This window comes from Lysinibacillus sp. NPDC093712, from assembly GCF_050280025.1.
Classification (GTDB): Bacteria; Bacillota; Bacilli; order Bacillales_A; family Planococcaceae; genus Lysinibacillus.
In genome coordinates this window covers 17,754-37,422 of record NZ_JBNNUU010000006.1, presented here as the reverse complement: position 1 = coordinate 37,422, position 19,669 = coordinate 17,754, and the positions used below count along the sequence as shown (strand labels likewise).

The 19,669-nt window shown below is 35.7% G+C and carries 19 protein-coding genes; 12 read left to right on the top strand and 7 right to left on the bottom strand.

The annotated features are described in order from the left end of the window. The first annotated feature begins 162 nt into the window (after nucleotides 1–162). From ACQKNX_RS19230 to ACQKNX_RS19210, 5 genes are all read left to right on the top strand, one after another. A complete protein-coding gene (locus ACQKNX_RS19230; protein WP_427430236.1) occupies nucleotides 163–1,020 on the top strand; it encodes a CvfB family protein in 858 nt (285 codons plus the stop codon). 135 nt (nucleotides 1,021–1,155) lie between these two features. Next, nucleotides 1,156–2,070 carry a DUF1002 domain-containing protein gene (locus tag ACQKNX_RS19225; RefSeq protein ID WP_427430235.1) on the top strand — a complete coding sequence of 305 codons (915 nt, stop codon included), beginning with the start codon at nucleotides 1,156–1,158 and terminating at the stop codon, nucleotides 2,068–2,070. 194 nt (nucleotides 2,071–2,264) lie between these two features. Then, nucleotides 2,265–2,546, top strand: coding sequence for a GNAT family N-acetyltransferase (locus ACQKNX_RS19220; RefSeq protein WP_427430234.1), 282 nt, complete (start codon nucleotides 2,265–2,267; stop codon nucleotides 2,544–2,546). Nucleotides 2,547–2,874: 328 nt separating this feature from the next. After that, nucleotides 2,875–3,324 (top strand): GNAT family N-acetyltransferase, encoded by a 450-nt coding sequence (locus tag ACQKNX_RS19215; protein ID WP_427430233.1) that lies wholly within the window; start codon nucleotides 2,875–2,877, stop codon nucleotides 3,322–3,324. Nucleotides 3,325–3,398: 74 nt separating this feature from the next. Continuing rightward, nucleotides 3,399–3,710: a hypothetical protein gene (locus tag ACQKNX_RS19210; RefSeq protein WP_427430232.1), complete on the top strand. Its 312-nt coding sequence runs from the start codon at nucleotides 3,399–3,401 to the stop codon at nucleotides 3,708–3,710. Between the two features lie 208 nt (nucleotides 3,711–3,918). On the opposite strand, the gene ACQKNX_RS19205 is transcribed toward ACQKNX_RS19210, so the two are convergent. The 3 genes from ACQKNX_RS19205 to ACQKNX_RS19195 form a co-directional block, all read right to left on the bottom strand. Next, complete coding sequence (locus tag ACQKNX_RS19205; RefSeq protein ID WP_427430230.1) at nucleotides 3,919–5,070, bottom strand: MFS transporter; 1,152 nt, start codon at nucleotides 5,068–5,070, stop codon at nucleotides 3,919–3,921. A 106-nt stretch (nucleotides 5,071–5,176) separates the two neighbouring features. Beyond that, on the bottom strand, nucleotides 5,177–6,697 hold the full coding sequence (locus ACQKNX_RS19200; protein WP_427430229.1) for a succinate CoA transferase: 1,521 nt from the start codon (nucleotides 6,695–6,697) through the stop codon (nucleotides 5,177–5,179). Between the two features lie 295 nt (nucleotides 6,698–6,992). Continuing rightward, nucleotides 6,993–7,643, bottom strand: coding sequence for a LytTR family DNA-binding domain-containing protein (locus tag ACQKNX_RS19195; protein WP_173479405.1), 651 nt, complete (start codon nucleotides 7,641–7,643; stop codon nucleotides 6,993–6,995). Nucleotides 7,644–8,148: 505 nt separating this feature from the next. On the opposite strand from ACQKNX_RS19195, the gene ACQKNX_RS19190 reads away from it, so the two are divergent. The 4 genes from ACQKNX_RS19190 to ACQKNX_RS19175 all read left to right on the top strand — a co-directional run bounded on the left by ACQKNX_RS19190 (nucleotide 8,149) and on the right by ACQKNX_RS19175 (nucleotide 11,357). After that, the gene (locus ACQKNX_RS19190) at nucleotides 8,149–8,943 is read left to right on the top strand and encodes a helix-turn-helix transcriptional regulator (RefSeq protein WP_427430228.1); all 795 of its coding nucleotides are present in this window, start codon (nucleotides 8,149–8,151) and stop codon (nucleotides 8,941–8,943) included. 229 nt (nucleotides 8,944–9,172) lie between these two features. Further along, nucleotides 9,173–9,934, top strand: a complete 762-nt coding sequence (gene yidC / locus ACQKNX_RS19185) for a membrane protein insertase YidC (protein ID WP_340822032.1) — start codon at nucleotides 9,173–9,175, stop codon at nucleotides 9,932–9,934. A 56-nt stretch (nucleotides 9,935–9,990) separates the two neighbouring features. Beyond that, nucleotides 9,991–10,239, top strand: coding sequence for a hypothetical protein (locus tag ACQKNX_RS19180; protein ID WP_427430227.1), 249 nt, complete (start codon nucleotides 9,991–9,993; stop codon nucleotides 10,237–10,239). 347 nt (nucleotides 10,240–10,586) lie between these two features. Then, on the top strand, nucleotides 10,587–11,357 hold the full coding sequence (locus ACQKNX_RS19175; RefSeq protein WP_427430226.1) for a M15 family metallopeptidase: 771 nt from the start codon (nucleotides 10,587–10,589) through the stop codon (nucleotides 11,355–11,357). A 438-nt stretch (nucleotides 11,358–11,795) separates the two neighbouring features. Here the strand turns inward: ACQKNX_RS19175 and cls are convergent, their stop codons facing one another. The 3 genes from cls to ACQKNX_RS19160 form a co-directional block, all read right to left on the bottom strand. After that, the gene (cls, locus tag ACQKNX_RS19170) at nucleotides 11,796–13,253 is read right to left on the bottom strand and encodes a cardiolipin synthase (RefSeq protein WP_427430225.1); all 1,458 of its coding nucleotides are present in this window, start codon (nucleotides 13,251–13,253) and stop codon (nucleotides 11,796–11,798) included. 279 nt (nucleotides 13,254–13,532) lie between these two features. Then, nucleotides 13,533–14,330 (bottom strand): YwqG family protein, encoded by a 798-nt coding sequence (locus ACQKNX_RS19165; RefSeq protein WP_427430224.1) that lies wholly within the window; start codon nucleotides 14,328–14,330, stop codon nucleotides 13,533–13,535. Nucleotides 14,331–14,427: 97 nt separating this feature from the next. Further along, nucleotides 14,428–15,588 carry an MFS transporter gene (locus tag ACQKNX_RS19160; protein WP_427430223.1) on the bottom strand — a complete coding sequence of 387 codons (1,161 nt, stop codon included), beginning with the start codon at nucleotides 15,586–15,588 and terminating at the stop codon, nucleotides 14,428–14,430. A gap of 475 nt (nucleotides 15,589–16,063) precedes the next feature. Here ACQKNX_RS19160 and ACQKNX_RS19155 point away from each other — a divergent pair, with 475 nt between their 5' ends. Next, nucleotides 16,064–16,201 carry an Lmo0850 family protein gene (locus ACQKNX_RS19155; RefSeq protein ID WP_004232019.1) on the top strand — a complete coding sequence of 46 codons (138 nt, stop codon included), beginning with the start codon at nucleotides 16,064–16,066 and terminating at the stop codon, nucleotides 16,199–16,201. A gap of 68 nt (nucleotides 16,202–16,269) precedes the next feature. Here the strand turns inward: ACQKNX_RS19155 and ACQKNX_RS19150 are convergent, their stop codons facing one another. Beyond that, nucleotides 16,270–17,457, bottom strand: a complete 1,188-nt coding sequence (locus tag ACQKNX_RS19150) for an FtsW/RodA/SpoVE family cell cycle protein (RefSeq protein ID WP_427430222.1) — start codon at nucleotides 17,455–17,457, stop codon at nucleotides 16,270–16,272. Between the two features lie 172 nt (nucleotides 17,458–17,629). Between ACQKNX_RS19150 and ACQKNX_RS19145 the strand changes: the two genes are divergently transcribed. Both ACQKNX_RS19145 and ACQKNX_RS19140 read left to right on the top strand, forming a co-directional pair. Then, the gene (locus tag ACQKNX_RS19145; protein ID WP_427430220.1) at nucleotides 17,630–18,382 is read left to right on the top strand and encodes a hypothetical protein; all 753 of its coding nucleotides are present in this window, start codon (nucleotides 17,630–17,632) and stop codon (nucleotides 18,380–18,382) included. A gap of 202 nt (nucleotides 18,383–18,584) precedes the next feature. Continuing rightward, nucleotides 18,585–19,664: a D-alanine--D-alanine ligase gene (locus ACQKNX_RS19140; protein ID WP_427430219.1), complete on the top strand. Its 1,080-nt coding sequence runs from the start codon at nucleotides 18,585–18,587 to the stop codon at nucleotides 19,662–19,664. Nucleotides 19,665–19,669 lie beyond the last annotated feature (5 nt).

The window sequence follows — 19,669 nt, the reverse complement described above, 5'->3', positions numbered from 1 at the left end:
TTGGGGTTACGTCGACGCTATGGAGAATTTAATCTCCATGTTACAGACGATGCTTATATGACCAATATTGTGTAAACTTGTGCTCGTTGCTTTGAAGTATATGCATTAAGTACGGAATTATATATTTTGCGAAATTGAAGGTATGAAGGAAAGGAAGACATTATGAACGAATTAAAATCAGGTGAAGTTGTTACTTTAACAGTGTTAGAGCAACAAGCATCGAAATGGATCTTAACAAATGGGGTAGTTGAACTGCCATTAAATGCTTCTGAGGTCACAGAACCACTAGCTGTAGGGGATCGTCTTGAAGTGTTTTTATTTGCGGATCGACGTGGTGATTTAGCAGCTACTACTGCTATTCCGGCATTTGCACAAGGCGAATACGGTTGGGCTCGAGTTCTTCGTGTTGTAGAACATGAAGGTGCTTTTGTAGATATTGGTACTTCACGTGAAGTGCTTGTCGAAGCAGAGGATTTACCTGCTGTTAAAGAAGTATGGCCAGAACCAGGTGACCATGTATTTATGACATTACGAACAGATCGAAATGGAGATTTATTTGGTCGTTTAGTAACGGAAGAAAAGATTTCGGAGCTATTCGAAGGTGCATTTGAAGATATGCACAATAAAAATATTACAGCTCGTCCATATCGATTATTACCAGTAGGCACATTTTTACTAGGGGTAGATCAACCATACCGTATTTTCGTGCATGAAACAGAACGCTATGAGGAACCACGTCTTGGACAAGATGTAGAGGTCCGTATTATTGATATAAAAGATGATGGCTCAATGAATGGGTCTCTTTTACCTCGAAAACACGAGCGCATCACAGGAGATGCACAGCAAATTTTAAGCTACTTGCAAGATGTCGGTGGTAAAATGCCATTTAGCGATAAGTCTTCACCAGACGAAATTAAAGAAATGTTTAATATGAGTAAAGCATCATTTAAACGTGCACTTGGTACACTTATGAAGGCTGGTAAAGTGAAACAGCAAAATGGCTGGACAGAAGAAATTTAATTTCTTTAAAATATATATATAGAAATGACGAGAACCATGCCTGAAACCTTCTCGTCATTTTTTCGTACTAATAATTGTATAATGACATACATTATACAGGCTAAATGATTTTTCTAGCGAAAGGGGTCACACAATTTGAAAAAAACATGGGGGAAAATACTAGTAGCAACGATGCTAGTATTCGGTGTGCTGGCACCAACAACGGGATTTGCAGCAGACAATACGCCACCGAAAGCAATTGATGAAAAATTAGGTGTTCCAATTGTCGTATATGGTGCAAACCTATCTGAGGCCGAAAAAGAATCTGTAAAAAAATCGTTAAAAGTAAATGAAGATCCTGAAGTTGAGGAAATAACAGTATCAGGGAATGACTTAGCTAAATACATTAAAGATAGTAATTCGAGCTCACGTATGTATTCTTCTGCAAAAATTACGCGTAAGGATGCTGGAAAAGGCTTAGTTATTGAAATTGTCACACCATCAAACATTACACAAGTAACTTCAGAAATGTATGCAAATGCAATGCTGACAGCGGGTATTGAGGATGCAACGGTTCAAGTAGCAGCACCAAAGCCTGTAACAGGTCACTCTGCGCTTGTAGGGATTTATAAAGCCTATGAGGTAACAACAGGCGAAACGTTAGATATAGACCGTACAGATGTTGCCAATGAAGAACTATCAGTAGCAACTAAACTAGCTGATTCTGCTGGTGTAGATGATGCAAAGGTTGCGGAATTACTTACAGAAATTAAAAAGCAAATTGCTGAAGTAAAGCCAGAAACGCGTGAAGATGTTGAAAAAATTGTTCAAGAGCAGCTAGATAAGCTAGATGTAAATTTAAGCGAAAAAGATCGTCAGCTATTAGTTGACCTGATGGACAAAATTAGTAACCTAGATATTGATTTTAGTAAATGGTCCGATCAACTAAATGATATTAGTAATACATTGCAAGAGAAGTTTGGAGCATTAATGGAAGATGAAGGCTTCTGGACGAGCGTGAAAAATTTCTTTGCAAAGTTAAAGGATACAATATCGACATGGTTTAACTAAATGAAAGAGCGCTCTGCCATTAGGTAGTAGCGCTTTAGACTGTAAACAAAGTCAAAAATATTTGGCTATGTTTACAGTCTTTTTTAATATAAACAATATGATGTTCCGTCAGTGCGTAAATACGAAACGATATCTACTATTTTTGTAAAAATGCAAATAGCTATGGTACTATGAAAAAAAAGGAGTGGTGAGAAATGGAATTCCAATTACAAAATGTAACGGAAAACAAACTGGCTTTTGTTTATAAGCAGGATGGGGAACAGTTAGCGGAAATTACATGGAAACAGGAAGGTCAAGTAATGGTCATGGATCACACCTACGTTTCAGATAAGCTTCGTGGTCAAGGGGTAGCAAAAAAATTATTAGATCGTGCTGCAGATTATGCCCGTGGAAATAATTATAAAATGGTGGCTGTTTGTTCATATGTAGTTGCAGCATTTGAAAAATCGGATGCTTATGACGATGTAAAACAATAAAAAATAAAGCAATCTGCTACATAGCCTCGAGCTATAATGCGGATTGCTTTTTAGGTTGAATATAGAAATTTTTCATTGCACATATTATAAAAAAAGGACACTGTAAATAAGTACTGTTAAGAAGCCTGCTCCTCCAACTAACGAAGCCATATCTACCCAATCATATACTAAATCTAAATCTTTCATAAATGACATCCTCCTATCGTTTGTATTATTGTATTATTTCCCTCATATTGTCAGTACTAATCATATATAAGTGCAAAATAATAAAGAATTACGAAAAAATATTAGAATTATGTGATAATAACGAGTAGGAGAGTGATTGCGAATGTCTTGGAAAATACAGACGTACGATGAATTAACGACGGAAGAACTGTATAAAATTATTCAGCTACGAGTAAATGTTTTTATTGTTGAGCAACAAACATGCTATGAGGATTTAGATAACCATGATCAAAACTCTATACATATATCATATGTTGAGAATGGAAAATTATGCGCATATTCGCGTATATTGCCCCCAGGAGAAAAATTTGAAATGGCCTCAATTGGGCGGGTTATTACTAGTCAGGAGATGCGAGGGACAGGACTAGGTAAAGATTTGATTCGATTAGCATTAGAAACAATCGTACAGCGATGGCCAGGTTCTGAAGTATTTATTCAGGCGCAAGAATACTTAAAAAATTTTTATGGTTCCTTTGGCTTTCAACAAATCTCAGAGCCGTATATTTACGATAGCTTGCCACATTTAGATATGCTATATCAAGCAAAAAAATAATGTTTAGTCCTCTCCGAATGGGGAATAGCTATAGTATAACTAGTTTCTATATTATTTTTAGGAGGGAATTTATTATGGCAAAGCGTAAAGGAACAGGTGTTGTGCTTGCTGGATTAGCAGGATTTGCAGCATCTTATTTAAGTAAAAAAGAAAATCGTGATAAAGCATATGAAATGTTCAACAGTGCGAAATCCAAACTTGAATCTTATCTGAGTACATCGAATGTTAATATGGATGATAAAATTGCGGAACGTGTAACTGCTGAAGTAGCAACAGAAGCAGGGACAGCGCCTACAAAGCTAGCTTCAAACGAGATGGTTTCCGAAGGCGGAGGACATACAGGTGTTCATTTCTACAATGAAGAAATACAAGAAAAAGAAAAATAATAAAAAACCTTCTCATTTATCTTTGAGAAGGTTTTTTAAAGTGCCAGGCACTTAAACAATTCTGAATATAAAATCCCACGTAGAATTCTGCGGGAACACGACAGAACGTAAGACGCAATAAGCCACGCTGTAGCGAGGGCTGCGGCTTACAATGCGCCCGTGGAAAGCGAAGTGGGCTTTTACGAAATATGCAGTCCAGAAGGTTTATTTAAAGCGAATTAAGAGGTTGGCCCTTTTTATTAGGAATAAGGGTAACACCTGCAAATGTAATTAACACAATTCCTGTGAAGATGAATCCACTGACTACACCAAGTGATAACCATCCGAGTAATGAGGAGCCTAACACTACTCCTAATGAGAAGAAGGCATAAAAATAACCGTATGCTTTCCCACGGATTTCAACAGTCGTAGAGTCAATTAATAGTGAATTCACCGACGGGAATAAAAAACCGAAGCCAATGCCGTAACAAGCCATTGCTATATAAAGTAACGTACTCGAATCAGCCTGACTAATCAGGATTTGACTTAAGCCCATTAAAGCAATACCAAGCGATAATGTTTTAACTGGAGCTACTTTATCAAAAATGCGATTACTCGGCAATATAAATACAAGTACAGCAACAATACCGAAAGCACTCATTAAAGTACCGCTCAAGCGTGAATCAAAACCTAAAGATTGAACCTTTAAAGGTAGTAAATAGGCAATGACACCTTGTGAAAACATTAAAAAGAATGCGCCTGTGAAAGCCTTTAACGTACCTACATTATTAAAAAATACACTAATTGGGATATAGGTTTTAGAAGAAGACTTTTCTTTTTTTACTTTATTAGAGTTTAGTAAAAAGAAAGAAAGGATACCTAACAATAGCATAAAACTTGCAGTAATATTAAAGACAAAAGGTACACTAGTACGACTTGCTAGGATACCACTAAAAGCTGGACCAATAATGGCTGCAATTCCTACAAATGCTCCGGAAATGGCACTGCCTTTGCCTCGTTTCTCTTGCTCTGTAGCATTAGCTAAAAATGTAAAAGCAGCAGGAACAATAAAACCAGCTACTAGTCCATGAATAAAGCGGACTATTAATAGGGCAAGTGGTGCTTCTACTAAATTATATAATGTTAGCGAGAGCCCTGTTGTTAAAAGACCGATAATTAATATGATAAAGGGTCCCTTACGATCGGTTAAAAAGCCAGAAATAATATTCCCGAACGTATTAGAAAGAGAATACATACCAACGGCAAGGCCAGTTAAAAAGGCAGATGCACCTAAAGATTCTGCATATGTACTCATTACAGGAAGCTGAGTAAATAGGTCAAAAAATGAAAAGAATATAATTAAATAGATAAACTTTTTCATAACTCCTCCACTACAAATTACGACATAGTGGGTTTATTATACCATTTTCGACAAAAAAAGAATGCCTAATAAGTTGAACTTATTAGACATTCAAAAATTGATAAAATTAAGCTTTAGCAATTTCTTTTTTCATTGTTTTGTTTTTCGCAAGGTTTACGTGCCAAGAAAGAGCCTCTTCTAAAATATGAGGAGTTTGTTGGTTACCTGTTGCTTCAATAGCACGGTTGTAGTAATCCCATAATTGTTCTTTGTAATCTGGGTGTGCACAGTTTTCAATGATTAAAGGTACACGTTCTTTTGGTGCTAAACCACGTAAGTCAGCAATACCTTGCTCAGTGATAATTACATCCACATCATGCTCAGTGTGGTCTACGTGAGAAACCATTGGTACGATTGAAGAAATCGCTCCGCCTTTTGCATAAGATTTTGTTACGAAAATACCAAGACGTGCATTACGTGCGAAGTCTCCCGAACCACCGATACCATTCATCATACGAGTGCCTGATACGTGCGTTGAGTTCACGTTACCGTAGATATCTAACTCAAGAGCAGTGTTGATTGAAATTAATCCCAATCGACGGATAAGCTCAGGGTGGTTAGAAATTTCTTGTGAACGTAAGCAAATTTTATCAGCATATTTTTCTAAATTGCCATATACTTTTTTCTGTAATTCTTCAGTAAGTGTAATTGAAGTAGCAGCTGCGAATTTAACTTTACCTGCATCGATTAAGTTAAATACAGCGTCTTGAAGCACTTCTGATGCAACGACTAAATCTTCAAATTCAGAATCTGCAAAGCCATCAAGTACAGCGTTTGCTACAGAACCTACGCCAGATTGTAGTGGCATTAATTGTTTTGTTAAACGACCCGCTTTAATTTCATCACGGAAGAAGTCTAATAGAATGTTAGCCATTGTTTGAGTTTCTTCATCTGGTGGTACGATTAATGAAGGAGCATCTGGCTCTTCAGAAATAACAATCGCTTTAATTTTAGCTGGATCAACTTTGATACCGATTTCACCAATGCGTTGCATAGCATCTGTCATTGGAATTGCTTCACGATTACCTTGTTCTCCAGGAACATAAATATCATGGATACCTATTAATGCTTCTGGATGAGAAATGTTTAACTCAATAATAATATTTTCTGCGTATTGAGCAAAGATTGGTGAGTTACCTACAGAGTTTGTTGGGATAATATAACCATCTTCTGTAATAGCAACTGCTTCTAGAATTAAATATTTAATTGGTCCGATAATTCCTTGACGCACTAACTCAGCATTATGAGAAAGGTGAGCGTCTACATATAGGACATCGCCAGAGTTAATTAAGTTACGGATACCAGAGTCTCCTTGGAATGGTCCACGTTTACGAATTGCACCAGCTTCAGCTAAGTATTTATCTACTTCTGGTCCTAATGATGCACCTGTGTATACATCAATTTTAAATTCTTCATTTTTTGCACGTTCAACTAATGCCATTGGAACTACTTTTGCATCCCCGGCACGAGTAAAACCACTCATACCAACTACATCACCATTTGAAATAAGCGCTGCTGCTGCTTCAGCAGTGACAATTTTACTTTCAAGTTCTTTTAAACCTAGGCGTTTTTGAATATTTGCATCCATAAAAAAATCCTCCCCTAAATCATTTTGATGGAAACCGATTACAAAACTAGAAAAAACCTGTATGAATTTTCTGTTTATTTAGTTGTAGTATGACTCCAACCATTTGATTAATACTATCACCAATTTGTCACAAAAACTTTATAATTAGCATTAAATTAAGTAAACGAAGAAAAAACGAGCGGAAGGCTGATTTTTCGACAGAGAAAACGTTTTATTGTAGAGCTGAGGTTTCAAGCTTTAAATAAAAAAGTACAGCAAGCTATCCTGAAGTAGGTACTTGCTGTACTAGAGAAAATTAGAAGCCTAAAGAACGACGGAAATAACTTGCGTAACGTTGACTAACAGGGATACGCGTACCATCTTTCATTATTAATAAGAAAGTTGAGTGTGAATCTGGTTGAATTTCATCAATGTAATCAATGTTAACAATATAAGAACGGTGACATCTAATAAATGAGTCAGGTGCTAAAAATAGCTCAAGATCACTTAAATTTAAACGGTGATAGCCTTCTCGTCCCATTGTTTTAACAAATGTTTTACGAAGCTGTGTTTCAAGATAAATGACTTGATCATGCTTAATTGGATACCAACAATCATCGATTTTAATCGTGATATAGTTTGTTAAAAATGCAGATGGCTTTTGCGGGAAGATGGCTGTGATAGCACCTTTTGTTTCGCCTTCTTCCATTAAAGGAATACTCATACCATAGTAAGCAACACCAAATACATCAGGTTCGATATACGTGCTGATTTTTTGATTATAGCTTAAAGCCTTATGTGCAGCTGAACCTTCTTTAATCGGATCACCTGGCTTAATTTTTAAATCAACCTTTTTGCTCGGTTGGTAGTACAAGTATTCATTTGTATCGGAAATTGCAATTGAAGTATTCTCAGGGAAAAACTCCTTAATAATCTCCATGATTTCTTCTATTTGTTTTGGATCCACTATTAGCACCTCGTTTTAACTTTTAAAAATAGTATTATCATCTATTTTACTACATATTCGTATAAATTATATAGAGAAGATTTAGGAATAAAATAGAGATATGTCGATTGTTAAAATAAAAAGTAGGATAAACACTTACATAATATTCAATATAGAGTAATTAATTACTAATTACTTTTAATATGTATATGGTAAAATTTAAATGTCTATTAATAAGTTTACAAGGTTTCAACTATCTTTATATGATAAATAAGAACTAGAATGATGTGTAAAATGTGGTTGAAAGGAAATCGCAGAATATGGTAAAATTCACTGTAAAGTATATTTTTTTTTAATACTGGTGTTTAAGTTGGGTTATTTTTAAGCTATATTCAATATATAATTGTGTAATAGGACTCAATTCATATGATAAATAAGTAAATACTTTTTTCTTATTTTGAAATTGTAATTCGATGTCAAATATTGTAATGTAATTCGTGCACTCTGAGGAAAGATGGGGAAGATTATGCAACTACATCAACATTCTATGTCCGAGACGATATCAAAAAGATACTTCCAAGAAATCGATAATATTAACCAATATGTCGGTGTAGAAGAATTTTTTAATATTGAGTCAAAGTTAATATTTGAAATTTATCATTTAGAATCTGCAAAGGCAAAAAAATCTTTGCATGAATTAATTGATATTCTTTCTATACGTTTTGGTAAGCAAGTCATTAAAATTGTGAGAGGTTATTTTTCTGTGTTAGCGTCGATTGTTGCTCGTAAATTGCTAGACAATCAAGTACCTTCAAAGAAAGCCTTTGCTTTTAATATTGCTTGTAATGATATGATTGAAAACCAAATGAAAGACGCTGAATTTTTGCAATTTGCTGATGATTTAATTGATTTCTTTGTCTATTTTATCGCAGATAGAAAACAACCGACTTTCCGTCATCAGACAGTCAACAAAGTGATTATGTATATAAATGATGAGTTAGAAAATGATCTGACAGTAGAAAGTATCGCGAATAACTTCCATATTAGTACTAGTCACTTATCACGTATTTTTAGAGAACATGTGGGGATAACATTGGTTGAATATTTAAATGTTCGTCGAGTAGAAGAATCACAATATTACTTACGACATACAAATAAAAGCATTACGTCAATCTCAGACCAATTCCATTTTTGTAATCAGAGCTACTTTACACGTATTTTCAAAAAATATACTGGTGTAACACCTAAGCATTTCCGTGATGAGTTACACCATGAATTTTACCGTTTTGAAATGAACGAGGCTGAGATGCAAAACGTATAATTTTAATCCTGGACATTGAATGACTGGCGCTAAATATAAAAACATACTGTAAGATGCGATCGTATTAGCGATGCTAAAGCGCGCATCTTTTTTTATCTGAAATGATCGCCATAGTTCCAAGCTTACAATAACACCTAGGAAGAATTGATAAGTAGCGCTTGCTATTTGATAAAGGTAGTCTTTATAAGGTATACTTCACATTAGTTGAAAAATAATAGTAGGTGGAAAAATGAAAAATTTGAAGCTATTATCAATGCTTGGACTTGTTGTTTTTGTATTAAGCGGCTGTCAAGCAGTTGAGAACAAAGAAGGCTTTTTCTATAGTGTTTTTGTTAAACCTATGGAATTTTTACTGGAGTTTTTCGGAAATGATATTTTTTCAGGTAGCTATGGTTTAGCGATTATTGCCATTACGGTCCTTATTCGTTTAGTCTTAATGCCGATTATGTTGAAAAACTATCGTCAGCAACAATTGATGAAATCGAAAATGGATGCCTTCAAGCCTGAAATGGAAGCCGTTCAGAAGAAAATGAAGGAAGCAAAGACGAAAGAAGAGCAAACGCAATATCAGCAAGAAATGATGGCATTGTATCAAAAGCATGGTGTCAATCCGCTAAATATGGGTTGTTTACCAATGTTAATTCAAATGCCAATCATTATGGGTCTTTACTTTTCAATTTTATATTCTGCCGATGTGAAATCACATGAGTTTTTATGGTTTAGCTTAGGTTCGCCAGACATTGTTATGACAATTATTGCAGGGATCGTTTATTTAGTACAAGCACGTGTATCTTTATGGACTGTACCTGAGCAACAAAAAAAGCAAATGAAAATGTTTATTTACATTTCGCCAATTATGATTGTCTTTATTTCTATGTCCTCTATGGCAGCTCTACCTCTTTACTGGTCTGTCAGCGGTGCATTACTAATTCTTCAAACATATATTGGTCGAAAATATTATTCGGAGCATCCCGAAAAAGCAAAATCATAAATGAATTTATGTCGAGGCGCTTGTGTAGCCTCGATTTTTTTTAGGAGGAAAACAGAATGAACACAAAATGGATATCATCAATTCTTGTGGCAATTTTTAGTATCGCGGCAATTGTATGCATCATTTTAGGAAATTTCAATTTTGCTGTACTAGCGATGACAATCATGTTTGCCATGTCTAATGGTTTTAGAGCGAAAAGCTTTAAAGAGCAGGGATATATTAAAGAGGCAAAATGGATGAAGTATATGTCTATCTTTTTCTCTATAGCTTCAATTGCTGTCCTTATTATCATTTTTACAGAATAATAGTGAAAAGCTTCACTTAAAAATGTGAACAGTGATAAAATAAAACTATCAAATGAAAATATTATAACTTGCTTTAGCAGAAGTACTCCACTTCAATAAGTGGTGGATGAATGCCGTATGCAATATGACTGAAATCTATAGGTTCAAAACCTTGCTGAACCAAGTTAAAAGCCCCGGCGGATGTCAAAGATTTTTTTGATAAGCTTTCCGTGCATGCTCGAAAAAAATCTGGACGCCACTACGCCGAGGCGTAATTAATTAAAGGTCTTAAGGTTGCTCAAACTCTCCATGAAACGACCTGTCTGGTAGTTTAGCAACCCTGTATCTGTAAAAAAGGGGCAAAAAAAGTGAAAAAAAGTCGTTTACCACTTATTATTGGTGCTGTTATTTCAGTGGCATTGATCGTTTCAATTTTTGTAGTTAAAAACTATAAATATAGCCAAGTAAATGTAGCATCTGATGAGGAACAACCAGTAGCACAAAAAGGCAAAGAAGATGAGCCAACAAAAGAACAACCAAAAACACCTGATAATACATCTGAGCCTCAAGAACAGCCGGATGAAAACGGCTATTATCCAAATCAAGCTATACCAACAGAGCCTACTTATATTGATGGTATTCTATTAGCTAATAAAAGATATCCACTACCATCAACATTTGCACCTGGAGAAAGTCCAGAGGCGCGTCAAGCATTAAATAAGATGATAGCAGAAGCGAAGCAACAGGGTTTTAACTTAGTAGCGTTTAGTGGGTATCGTTCATACGAATATCAAACAACATTGTATAACAACTATGTTAAGCGTGATGGTCAGGCTGCTGCGGACCGCTATAGTGCGCGACCAGGTTTTTCTGAGCATCAAACAGGCTTAGCATTTGATATTGGTGAAGTTGGCAAAGATGATTTATGGCTGACTGAGGAATTTGGAGAAACTCCAGCTGGACAATGGCTATTTAATAATGCTGCGCAATTTGGTTTCATTTTACGATTCCCTCAAAACAAAGAAGACATTACAGGTTATATGTATGAATCATGGCATTACCGTTACGTAGGGGTCGAAATTGCTAAAAAAATTAAAGAACAAAATCTTACTTTAGAAGAATATTTAGGCGTGAAATAAAAAATAAGAGACTACTACTGTTGATTTCCGCTACAGGATGTCGCTTTCCGCGGGCACACCGTAAGCCGCAACCCTCGCTAACGCGCGGTCTGTTGCGGCTTTCATTTTGTGCTGTTCCCGCAGGAGTCGCCCACCCTTCGCTCCAATCAACTGACCGTGTTGTATGGAGAACTCCTTTTTTATAACCAAAATATAACCAAAGGCATCAAGATGAACTATTAACTCCTTTAGTCTACTTTCTTAGTCTATAGCTCTTAGTTAATGTTAAACCGATAAGTTGTCGTACTATCCTTATTAAAACGGGGGAGAATTGCTTTTTAAAGCAAACCGCCGTTGCGGAAATAAACGACATAGCAAAAAAGTGTTAGATTGATTACAGTCAATCTAACACTTTTTCTTTTGTCACATTATCCTTTGAACTTTTAAGCCAGTAGTTTACTACAGTACAGGTGTTAGTAAACGTGAAATAGATTCCTTAAACTTGATCATGCTCGAACGATTTTGATACATCTCCCAAGTTAATTCTGTGCAATCTAAAATATCCTTTTCATATAGCTCCGCTAACTGATGTGAAATTGTTGAATCGTAAATAAAAGCATTTACTTCGAAATTCAAACTGAAACTTCGTACATCGATATTGGCAGTTCCGACTGTAGAAGCCTCGTCATCGATAATAATAGCTTTAGCATGAATAAATCCTTTTTCATAAATATAAACTTTCGCCCCAGCCCGCAGTAATTGCCCAACATAAGAGTATGTAGCCCAATAAACAAACATGTGATCCGGTTTGTTTGGAATCATTATACGAACATCAATACCTGAAAGCGTAGCAATTTTAATGGCATCTAAAAAGCTGACATCTGGAATGAAATAAGGGGTTTGAATATAAATATATCTCTTGGCCATATTAATAAGCTTTAAATAACCAATTTTAATTTGTTCCCACTCAGAGTCTGGCCCGCTCGAAACAATTTGTAAGCCTACATTACCTTTTTTCGGAATAGCAGGAAAGTAGCGATCTGAATAGCCCATTTTTTGCTGTGCACAAGCTTGATTCCAATCTAGCAGAAAGCGTGTTTGCAACGGATGGACGGCACTACCTTCGATACGTAAATGTGTATCTCTCCAATAGCCAAATTTCTTTTGAAGTCCAAGGTATTCATCTCCTACATTAAAGCCCCCAATATAACCAATACGACCATCAATTACTACAATTTTACGGTGATTTCTGAAATTTAGACGTGGATTAAGGAGTGGGAATATTGAGGGGAAGAACACTTCAACCTCACCGCCCGCTTCAAGAAGTTCTTTGAAATGTCTTCTTTTAACATTACGTGAGCCCATTTCATCATACAAGAGCCTTACCTTAACCCCTTGTTTTGCCTTTTTAATCATTGCGTCGACGAGACGCGTACCTAAATTGTCTAAACGAAAGATGTAATATTGAATATGGATATGGTCTTTTGCTGCTTCGATATCTTTTATAAGCTGTTCAAATTTGTCTGCACCATCATCAAAAATAGAAATATGGTTGTCTTGTGTTAATACGGCATTATTCGTTTTCAAATGCATGTAAATCATCTCTTTATAATTTTCAGCATTTTCAATACGAAACTCAAATGTGTCATCTCGAATCGTATCAATTTGATAGCTAATCAGATTATCAATCCCAATATCCTTGCGCCCTTCCCAACGAAACAAATGTTTCTTCCGCAGTTGCCTGCCGACTAGTAAATATAAAATAAATCCAACTAATGGCAAGAAAAATAGAACGAGAATCCATGCCCATGTAGAAGTGGCATCTTTACGCTCTAAAAAAATGATGGTCATCGCTAATAAGATGTTAAAGATTAATACTAAAGGTACTAGATATTCTACATCTGTAAAAATGCTCATTCCTGCACCCCTCTACTATTTTTCATATAATACTTAGTATAGCCTACTTTTCAGGTGGAAAGAAAGAAGAGTCCGCTATTTGTTGTCACCATAGAAAAGATTACCCCAAAATATAAAGAGGTAATCCTTAGCGCTTCTATAAATGAAAGTGTAAAAATAAACGATGCTTGAGATTCGTGCTGTAATAATGGAAAACCGGCAAGCCATACCACAGGGGAGGCTTGCCGGTTTCGACTACTGTGGATAAGCCCTTCAAAAGAGAGGGGGCATCTTACTAATTTATGAATAACATTCCCATTGAAATAGTATATCGGAAAAATCTTGTTGTAGAAGTTTTTCACGATTGATAAAAAACTTCCCTACACCACTATCCGCCCACATAATACCGAACTCATCATTAGAATCTATTTGTAGTAAAAGTACATCATATCGTTGTAAAAGCTGAGACGCATGTCGAATGTCCTCATCTAAAAAATATGCATAACCACCTATCTTTGCCCCCGCACCTAAAAAATGTTGTAAATAAATTTCATATAAATTAACATCATAATTTTGCGTTGCTATTAGGCTAGGTAAATGATGCACAGCACGATAATCTAACGCAGAAACAGGTTCTTGCGTGTAGTGGAATTGTAATGCTAATTCCTCATTAATAGGAAACCAATCATTTGAGGATTGTGATAGGTTATTATGTGATGACATAGTTATTTTGGATTCTACTGTTGGGTAAAATCGTACCTTATAAAACTGTTGAAAAATATCTTCTTTATAGTGCGCTGCATTTGCAAAAATATTAGATGATATAAAAAATTGTAAAATACCTTGTGTAGGGAAATCTTGTGTGAGCGGTATTTCTGCAAAATTTATTTGAGCTAATAAACGCATAGATTCACCAGTAATGTCTTTTGGAACTGTTTGATAATATGGTAAATAAGGTTCACCAGCAAATTTACTTTCTGTTAATGAAGTTGCTCGTTTAGATGGCGAAATAATAATCGCTGGAAGAAGCGAATCTTCAATTTCTGAACGTAATGGGTAGAGCTCTTTAGGTAGTGATAAATTTATCGTTTTGTTCATGCAGTGCCCTCCGAGTTTACACTTTCAAACATTGATGTCTTTAACTAACATAATCAAAAACGTCTGTTACTATAAGGTACGACATTTTGTAAGTAAATTATTCAAGGCGTAAAGTTTTATTTGATGCTTTATAAATAAACATTAAACTAATTGAGATAATGGCGATTGTTGCAGCAATGTAGTAGCCAAGATTTGATTCCATTGTGAATAACCATGTAAAGAATAGAGGGCCGAGAATACGTCCTAAATTGTCCATAGAATAAGAAAGGCCTGCTGCTGTCCCGTATTGGCCACCAGATTCTTTGGAGGATAGTGACACAACGCATGTTCTGGCAAGGGCATTGCCGGCTGTGAATACACAAAGTGCAAATCCTGCCATTAATAGATTGCCTGTTAAAGTAAATAAAAGCATACCAAGTGCAGTGACGATTTGAGCTCCGATAAGCCAAGAAGTTTCCGTACCATTTTTAATACGACGAACAACACCGCCTTGTATTGCTGCATCTACAAAACCACTAAACATAAATAAATAACCAATTTGCAATGGTGTTATGTGAATGCGATCAATTTGGAAAAGCTGGAATGTAGCTTCTACTCCTGCGAGCATAAAAGTGACTAAAAATGAGAACATAAATAAATAACGAACTCGGTATTGAAGCATTTTGCCAACACCTTTTGGGACAATTGCTCGTTTTGTTACATCTTTTCGTTTTTCTGGTTCTTTTAAGACAAAATTTGCATAAATAAATAATAGCGCAATTAAAACTGCTGATGCGATAAATGGTAGTTGCAAGCTATAATGACCTAGCATGCCACCAATTGCAGGACCGAAGATAAAACCTAGACCGATGGACATGCCCATTAAACCCATGTATTTATTACGATCTTCCTCGCTCGACATGTCACCGATAAAGCCTGTTACCGCTGTATATAGTGCACCTGAGAATAAGCCGCCAACTAAACGTGATACGTATAGCATCGTTAAATTATCAATAAACATTGAAAAGATAACGAAGCTGAGACTGAATCCAACCAATCCCGTTAAAATAAGTTGCTTTCGTCCGACTTTATCGGATAGCTTTCCCCACAGTGGTGCAGTAAAAAAACTTGCAAGTGAATACACTGTCAGTAAACCGCCTACATGAATGTTTTGCCAGTCGTGTTGCACGATGACTTCTGGTAAGACTGGAATAATAATTCCGAAGCCTAAGTAGACGAGAAATTGTACTGACATTAAGAGTAAAATTGGTTTTATCATTTAATTTCCTGCTTTCTTACAATATTTCAGTATGTATATTCTACCTCTCTTGTTCTTGCTATTACAAGGAAACGTAGGTAAAGCATTTTGTTGGGCACTGTAAAAAGTTTTTTAAGATTTATTTTTATTTCGCTTAGCGGTTACACAATAATTATTTCCTCTTTCATTCCTTCCTTTCGTAGAGGTTTTAACAGGTCCCAAATATCCGTATTGAATGTCAAAAAAAAATGAGGAAATACGAATAGAACCAATAAGATGTGCTAAGAATATAGTTATATCAAATCAGTTTATTTTTTGCCGTAAAAAATGGTCATTAAACATAATTTACATTGTAACAAAATTGAAAAATATTAAAGGCAAGTTAAATGGTATGATAGATAAAGATAAACTCGTCTGACATCTATAACATAGAAAATTGAAACTTTTTTGGAAATAAAACGTTATATAAAATCGAGGAAAGATTGAGGTGGAATGTATGACAAAGGAAGTAGATTTGAAAAAGATTGTTTCGAATTTATCGAAGTTGGGTGTGACTGCTACTGTAACGAAGTCTCGACTTGAACTTTTAAAAGTGCTCACACCACCAACGCAAACTCCGCAAGTTCAAGCTTAACTCGTTTTACAAAAAAGAATGGATAGTCTTTTGAAAATAAGACTACCCATTCTTTTTTATTCAAGTTTTTAATCATCTTCATCATATGTTGTAAACATGTAAGTACGATAATGGAAACGCATGCTAAAGACCAGTCCAATGGCAAGTGCATTCCCCATTAATGAACTTCCTCCATAACTAATGAACGGAAGCGGAATACCCGTAATTGGTAGTAATTGAATGGTCATACCGATATTTTCGAATACGTGGAACGTAATCATAGCAATAATTCCTGCACATACATAAGTTGAAAAAGGATCTTTTAACAATAGTGTTGTTTTTGTTAAATGATAGATTAACAAAAAGAAAATGCAGATAACGATACTTGCGCCTATAAATCCCCATTCCTCACCAATGACGGTGAATATGAAGTCCGTATGATTTTCTGCTACGTACACTTCGCGACCGCGGAAACCTTTACCAAAAATTTCACCTGAACCGATGGCGTTTAAGGAAGTAATTAAATGGTAGCCATCACTGGATGAATAAGAATAAGGATCTAGCCAAGAATAAATTCTGGCAAACTGGTAAGCTTTAAATCCAAATGTTTTTTCTAAAAAGTCTTGCATATAAAGCGCCATCCAAAGGAGACTTGCTCCGATAGCTGCCCCACCTAAAAAAGTAGGTAATATAATCTTCCAAGAAATTCCTGCTACAATAATGAGTGCTGCAGTAATCGCAAAGAAAACAAGTGCAGAACCAAGGTCTGGCTGTTTCATAATAATACCAAGTGGTATAATCAACGTTATAGCGATTTTGCCTAGTAAAATGAAGTCGGATTTTACGGATCTTAAAGAATAAACTTCATGATGCTTACTAATAAGTCGGGCAAGTGCTAAAATATAAAAAGTTTTCATAAATTCGGAGGGCTGAATATTGCCGAGTGGTGTATGGAACCAGCTTTTTGCTCCATTTACAGGCTCACCAATCTGACCTTTTCCTTCCGGCATGAAAATAAGTAATAATAAAAGGGCGATCCCAGCTCCATACATATACCAAGCCATTTTTTTATATTGATCGGGTTCGAAAAACATAATGACACCGATAATAACTGCACCAATTACATACCACTGTAACTGTTTTGGCACGTAGTTAATACCGTATTGTCCAGAAGTTTGCGCAGATGCAATAGCTAACAAACTAATGACAAGAAAAGTGAAAAGTATAAAAGCGAGCGTCCAGTCAAAACGGTTCACGAAATTTCGTTTATTTTCCATAAAAGCCACCTAAAATAAAATAGTTTAAAGAGATGCGTGTATACGCAAGTTGAACATTAACATTATAACGCAAAAAACAATTTTACGCCTGAGTATATTGTTGTGACGACAAATAGCATAAAATGTTTCAAAAAATGATGATTAGTTTTATAATGAAGGGAAGAATGGGGTGATGGATGTGGCTAAGAAATTAAAGTCAGCTGAAGATTTTATGTATCATATATACGTTCATATGAACGATGTCGATAAATTTGTTATTTTTAGCGGGCTTAAGCTCTCGCAATTTGTGGCTGCTTTAGATCCACTGCATCACTTACTTTTACTTAAGCATTCCTATGAAGATGGATCATTTAATATGCATACACAGTTTGATTATGTACCTGATGAGGAGGTTCCTCATTTTGTAAAAAAGGCTACAGAGTCAAAAGAATTATGTTGGATAGATTTTATGGATGAAAAGAGGCTAGATCAGCTAACAGCGATGGAGCAAGGAGAACTGCTTTACATTAGCCATAAAAAGGAACCGATTACATCGGCATTTTTTAATAAATTGCAAAATCGGTTTGTTTATTGTTCTTCGGATGTAGAGAAAATGACAAAAATTTATTTTCGCCATTTAAGTGATTCGGATTTACTCGTTGCAAATGTCATTAATTCTTTAATTCGTGAGAAAGAACGAAGCACGGGCTTTTGGAGACGTAAAGTAAAATCGAGTATTCCTTGTCTTACACCGGAATTTTTAAGAGCTTATCGTTCTTTTGCTAAGGACGGTGCTTTGTTATCACTGTATCGCATTGAGAAGCCGAAAGCAGCATATGGTATAGAAATTCGTAACTTATCAGATTATTCCTTCCCAGATGAGGTCTGGGATGATTTAAATACAATTTTGAAAAACGAACACGATGAATTGATTCAAATTATTTAGCTCTATTTAGCAGGCATTCCACCAGCCAAATATGAAGGGAACCGAAGCGGATGATTGTATGTCATTTACTACGGTGACCAACTTTTGAATGAATAAGGCACTCAAATCTCACCGTAAATTTAACGGTGAGATTTTTATGTCATTTGTCAAGACGTTTCGTGATAAACTAATAATACTCAAGAAGTATGTGGAGGGCACAAAAATGAAAAAAAGAATCGGTTTATTATACGGCGGAAAATCAGCGGAGCATGAAGTGTCATTGTCGACAGCGTGTGCGGTCACTGGAGCTTTGAATTTCGAGGAGTATGAGATATATCCGATTTACATTACACAAGATGGGGAATGGCGACGCGGTGAGCGTTTAGAAAAACCTGCAAATTCGATTGAAGAATTACAATTTGGTGATGAAGCCATTATTTTAGAAAATAATATTACAGCATTTTTAATCGATAATAACGGGACAGCGGTACAATTTGATGTTATTTTCCCTTTACTGCATGGAACAAATGGGGAAGACGGAACTGTACAGGGCCTACTTGAAGTCTTGAATCTTCCGTATGTCGGAAATGGTGTATTGGCGTCATCAGCAGGTATGGATAAAGTAATTATGAAGCAATTATTTGAAATTGCAGGTTTACCACAAGTGCCATATACGTACTTCATTCGCAGTGAATGGGTTAACGAACAAGAAGCTATTTTAACACGCTGTGAAGAAAAATTAACTTGGCCAATGTTTGTGAAGCCTGCCAATTTAGGTTCAAGTGTTGGTATTAGTAAGGCTTCAAATCGTCAAGAGCTAATTAAAGCGATCGAAGTGGCTTTACAATTCGACCGCAAAATTGTAGTAGAGCAAGGAATTGTAGCTCGTGAAATTGAATTGGCTGTATTGGGCAATGATTTTCCAGAAGTTTCAGTGCCAGGTGAAATTAAACCTATGACTGAATTTTATGATTATGATTCAAAATATAAGGATGGCTCAACAGCGCTCATTATTCCTGCAGAGCTTCCTACAGAAGTTGTGACAAGCTTAAAAGAACATGCAAAAAGCGCGTTTAAAATTTTAGATGGAAGCGGTTTAGTACGAGCAGACTTCTTTGTCACAGCAGATCATGATATTTATATTAATGAGGTAAATACAATGCCAGGTTTTACACCTGTTAGTATGTATCCACTTCTTTGGCAACATACAAATGTAAGTTATCCAGAGCTTATTAATCGTCTGATTGCGCTTGCACTTGAGCGTTATGAAGAAAAACAACAGCTTCACTATAAAAAAGACTGAGTGGG

Coding starts and splice junctions, on each gene's coding strand:
- ACQKNX_RS19230 (WP_427430236.1), top strand. CDS start 163: ATGAACGAATTAAAATCAGGTGAAGTTGTTACTTTAACAGTGTTAGAG.
- ACQKNX_RS19220 (WP_427430234.1), top strand. CDS start 2,265: ATGGAATTCCAATTACAAAATGTAACGGAAAACAAACTGGCTTTTGTT.
- ACQKNX_RS19215 (WP_427430233.1), top strand. CDS start 2,875: ATGTCTTGGAAAATACAGACGTACGATGAATTAACGACGGAAGAACTG.
- ACQKNX_RS19210 (WP_427430232.1), top strand. CDS start 3,399: ATGGCAAAGCGTAAAGGAACAGGTGTTGTGCTTGCTGGATTAGCAGGA.
- ACQKNX_RS19205 (WP_427430230.1), bottom strand. CDS start 5,070: ATGAAAAAGTTTATCTATTTAATTATATTCTTTTCATTTTTTGACCTA.
- ACQKNX_RS19200 (WP_427430229.1), bottom strand. CDS start 6,697: ATGGATGCAAATATTCAAAAACGCCTAGGTTTAAAAGAACTTGAAAGT.
- ACQKNX_RS19190 (WP_427430228.1), top strand. CDS start 8,149: ATGCAACTACATCAACATTCTATGTCCGAGACGATATCAAAAAGATAC.
- yidC (WP_340822032.1), top strand. CDS start 9,173: ATGAAAAATTTGAAGCTATTATCAATGCTTGGACTTGTTGTTTTTGTA.
- ACQKNX_RS19180 (WP_427430227.1), top strand. CDS start 9,991: ATGAACACAAAATGGATATCATCAATTCTTGTGGCAATTTTTAGTATC.
- cls (WP_427430225.1), bottom strand. CDS start 13,253: ATGAGCATTTTTACAGATGTAGAATATCTAGTACCTTTAGTATTAATC.
- ACQKNX_RS19165 (WP_427430224.1), bottom strand. CDS start 14,330: ATGAACAAAACGATAAATTTATCACTACCTAAAGAGCTCTACCCATTA.
- ACQKNX_RS19160 (WP_427430223.1), bottom strand. CDS start 15,588: ATGATAAAACCAATTTTACTCTTAATGTCAGTACAATTTCTCGTCTAC.
- ACQKNX_RS19155 (WP_004232019.1), top strand. CDS start 16,064: ATGACAAAGGAAGTAGATTTGAAAAAGATTGTTTCGAATTTATCGAAG.
- ACQKNX_RS19150 (WP_427430222.1), bottom strand. CDS start 17,457: ATGGAAAATAAACGAAATTTCGTGAACCGTTTTGACTGGACGCTCGCT.
- ACQKNX_RS19145 (WP_427430220.1), top strand. CDS start 17,630: ATGGATGTGGCTAAGAAATTAAAGTCAGCTGAAGATTTTATGTATCAT.
- ACQKNX_RS19140 (WP_427430219.1), top strand. CDS start 18,585: ATGAAAAAAAGAATCGGTTTATTATACGGCGGAAAATCAGCGGAGCAT.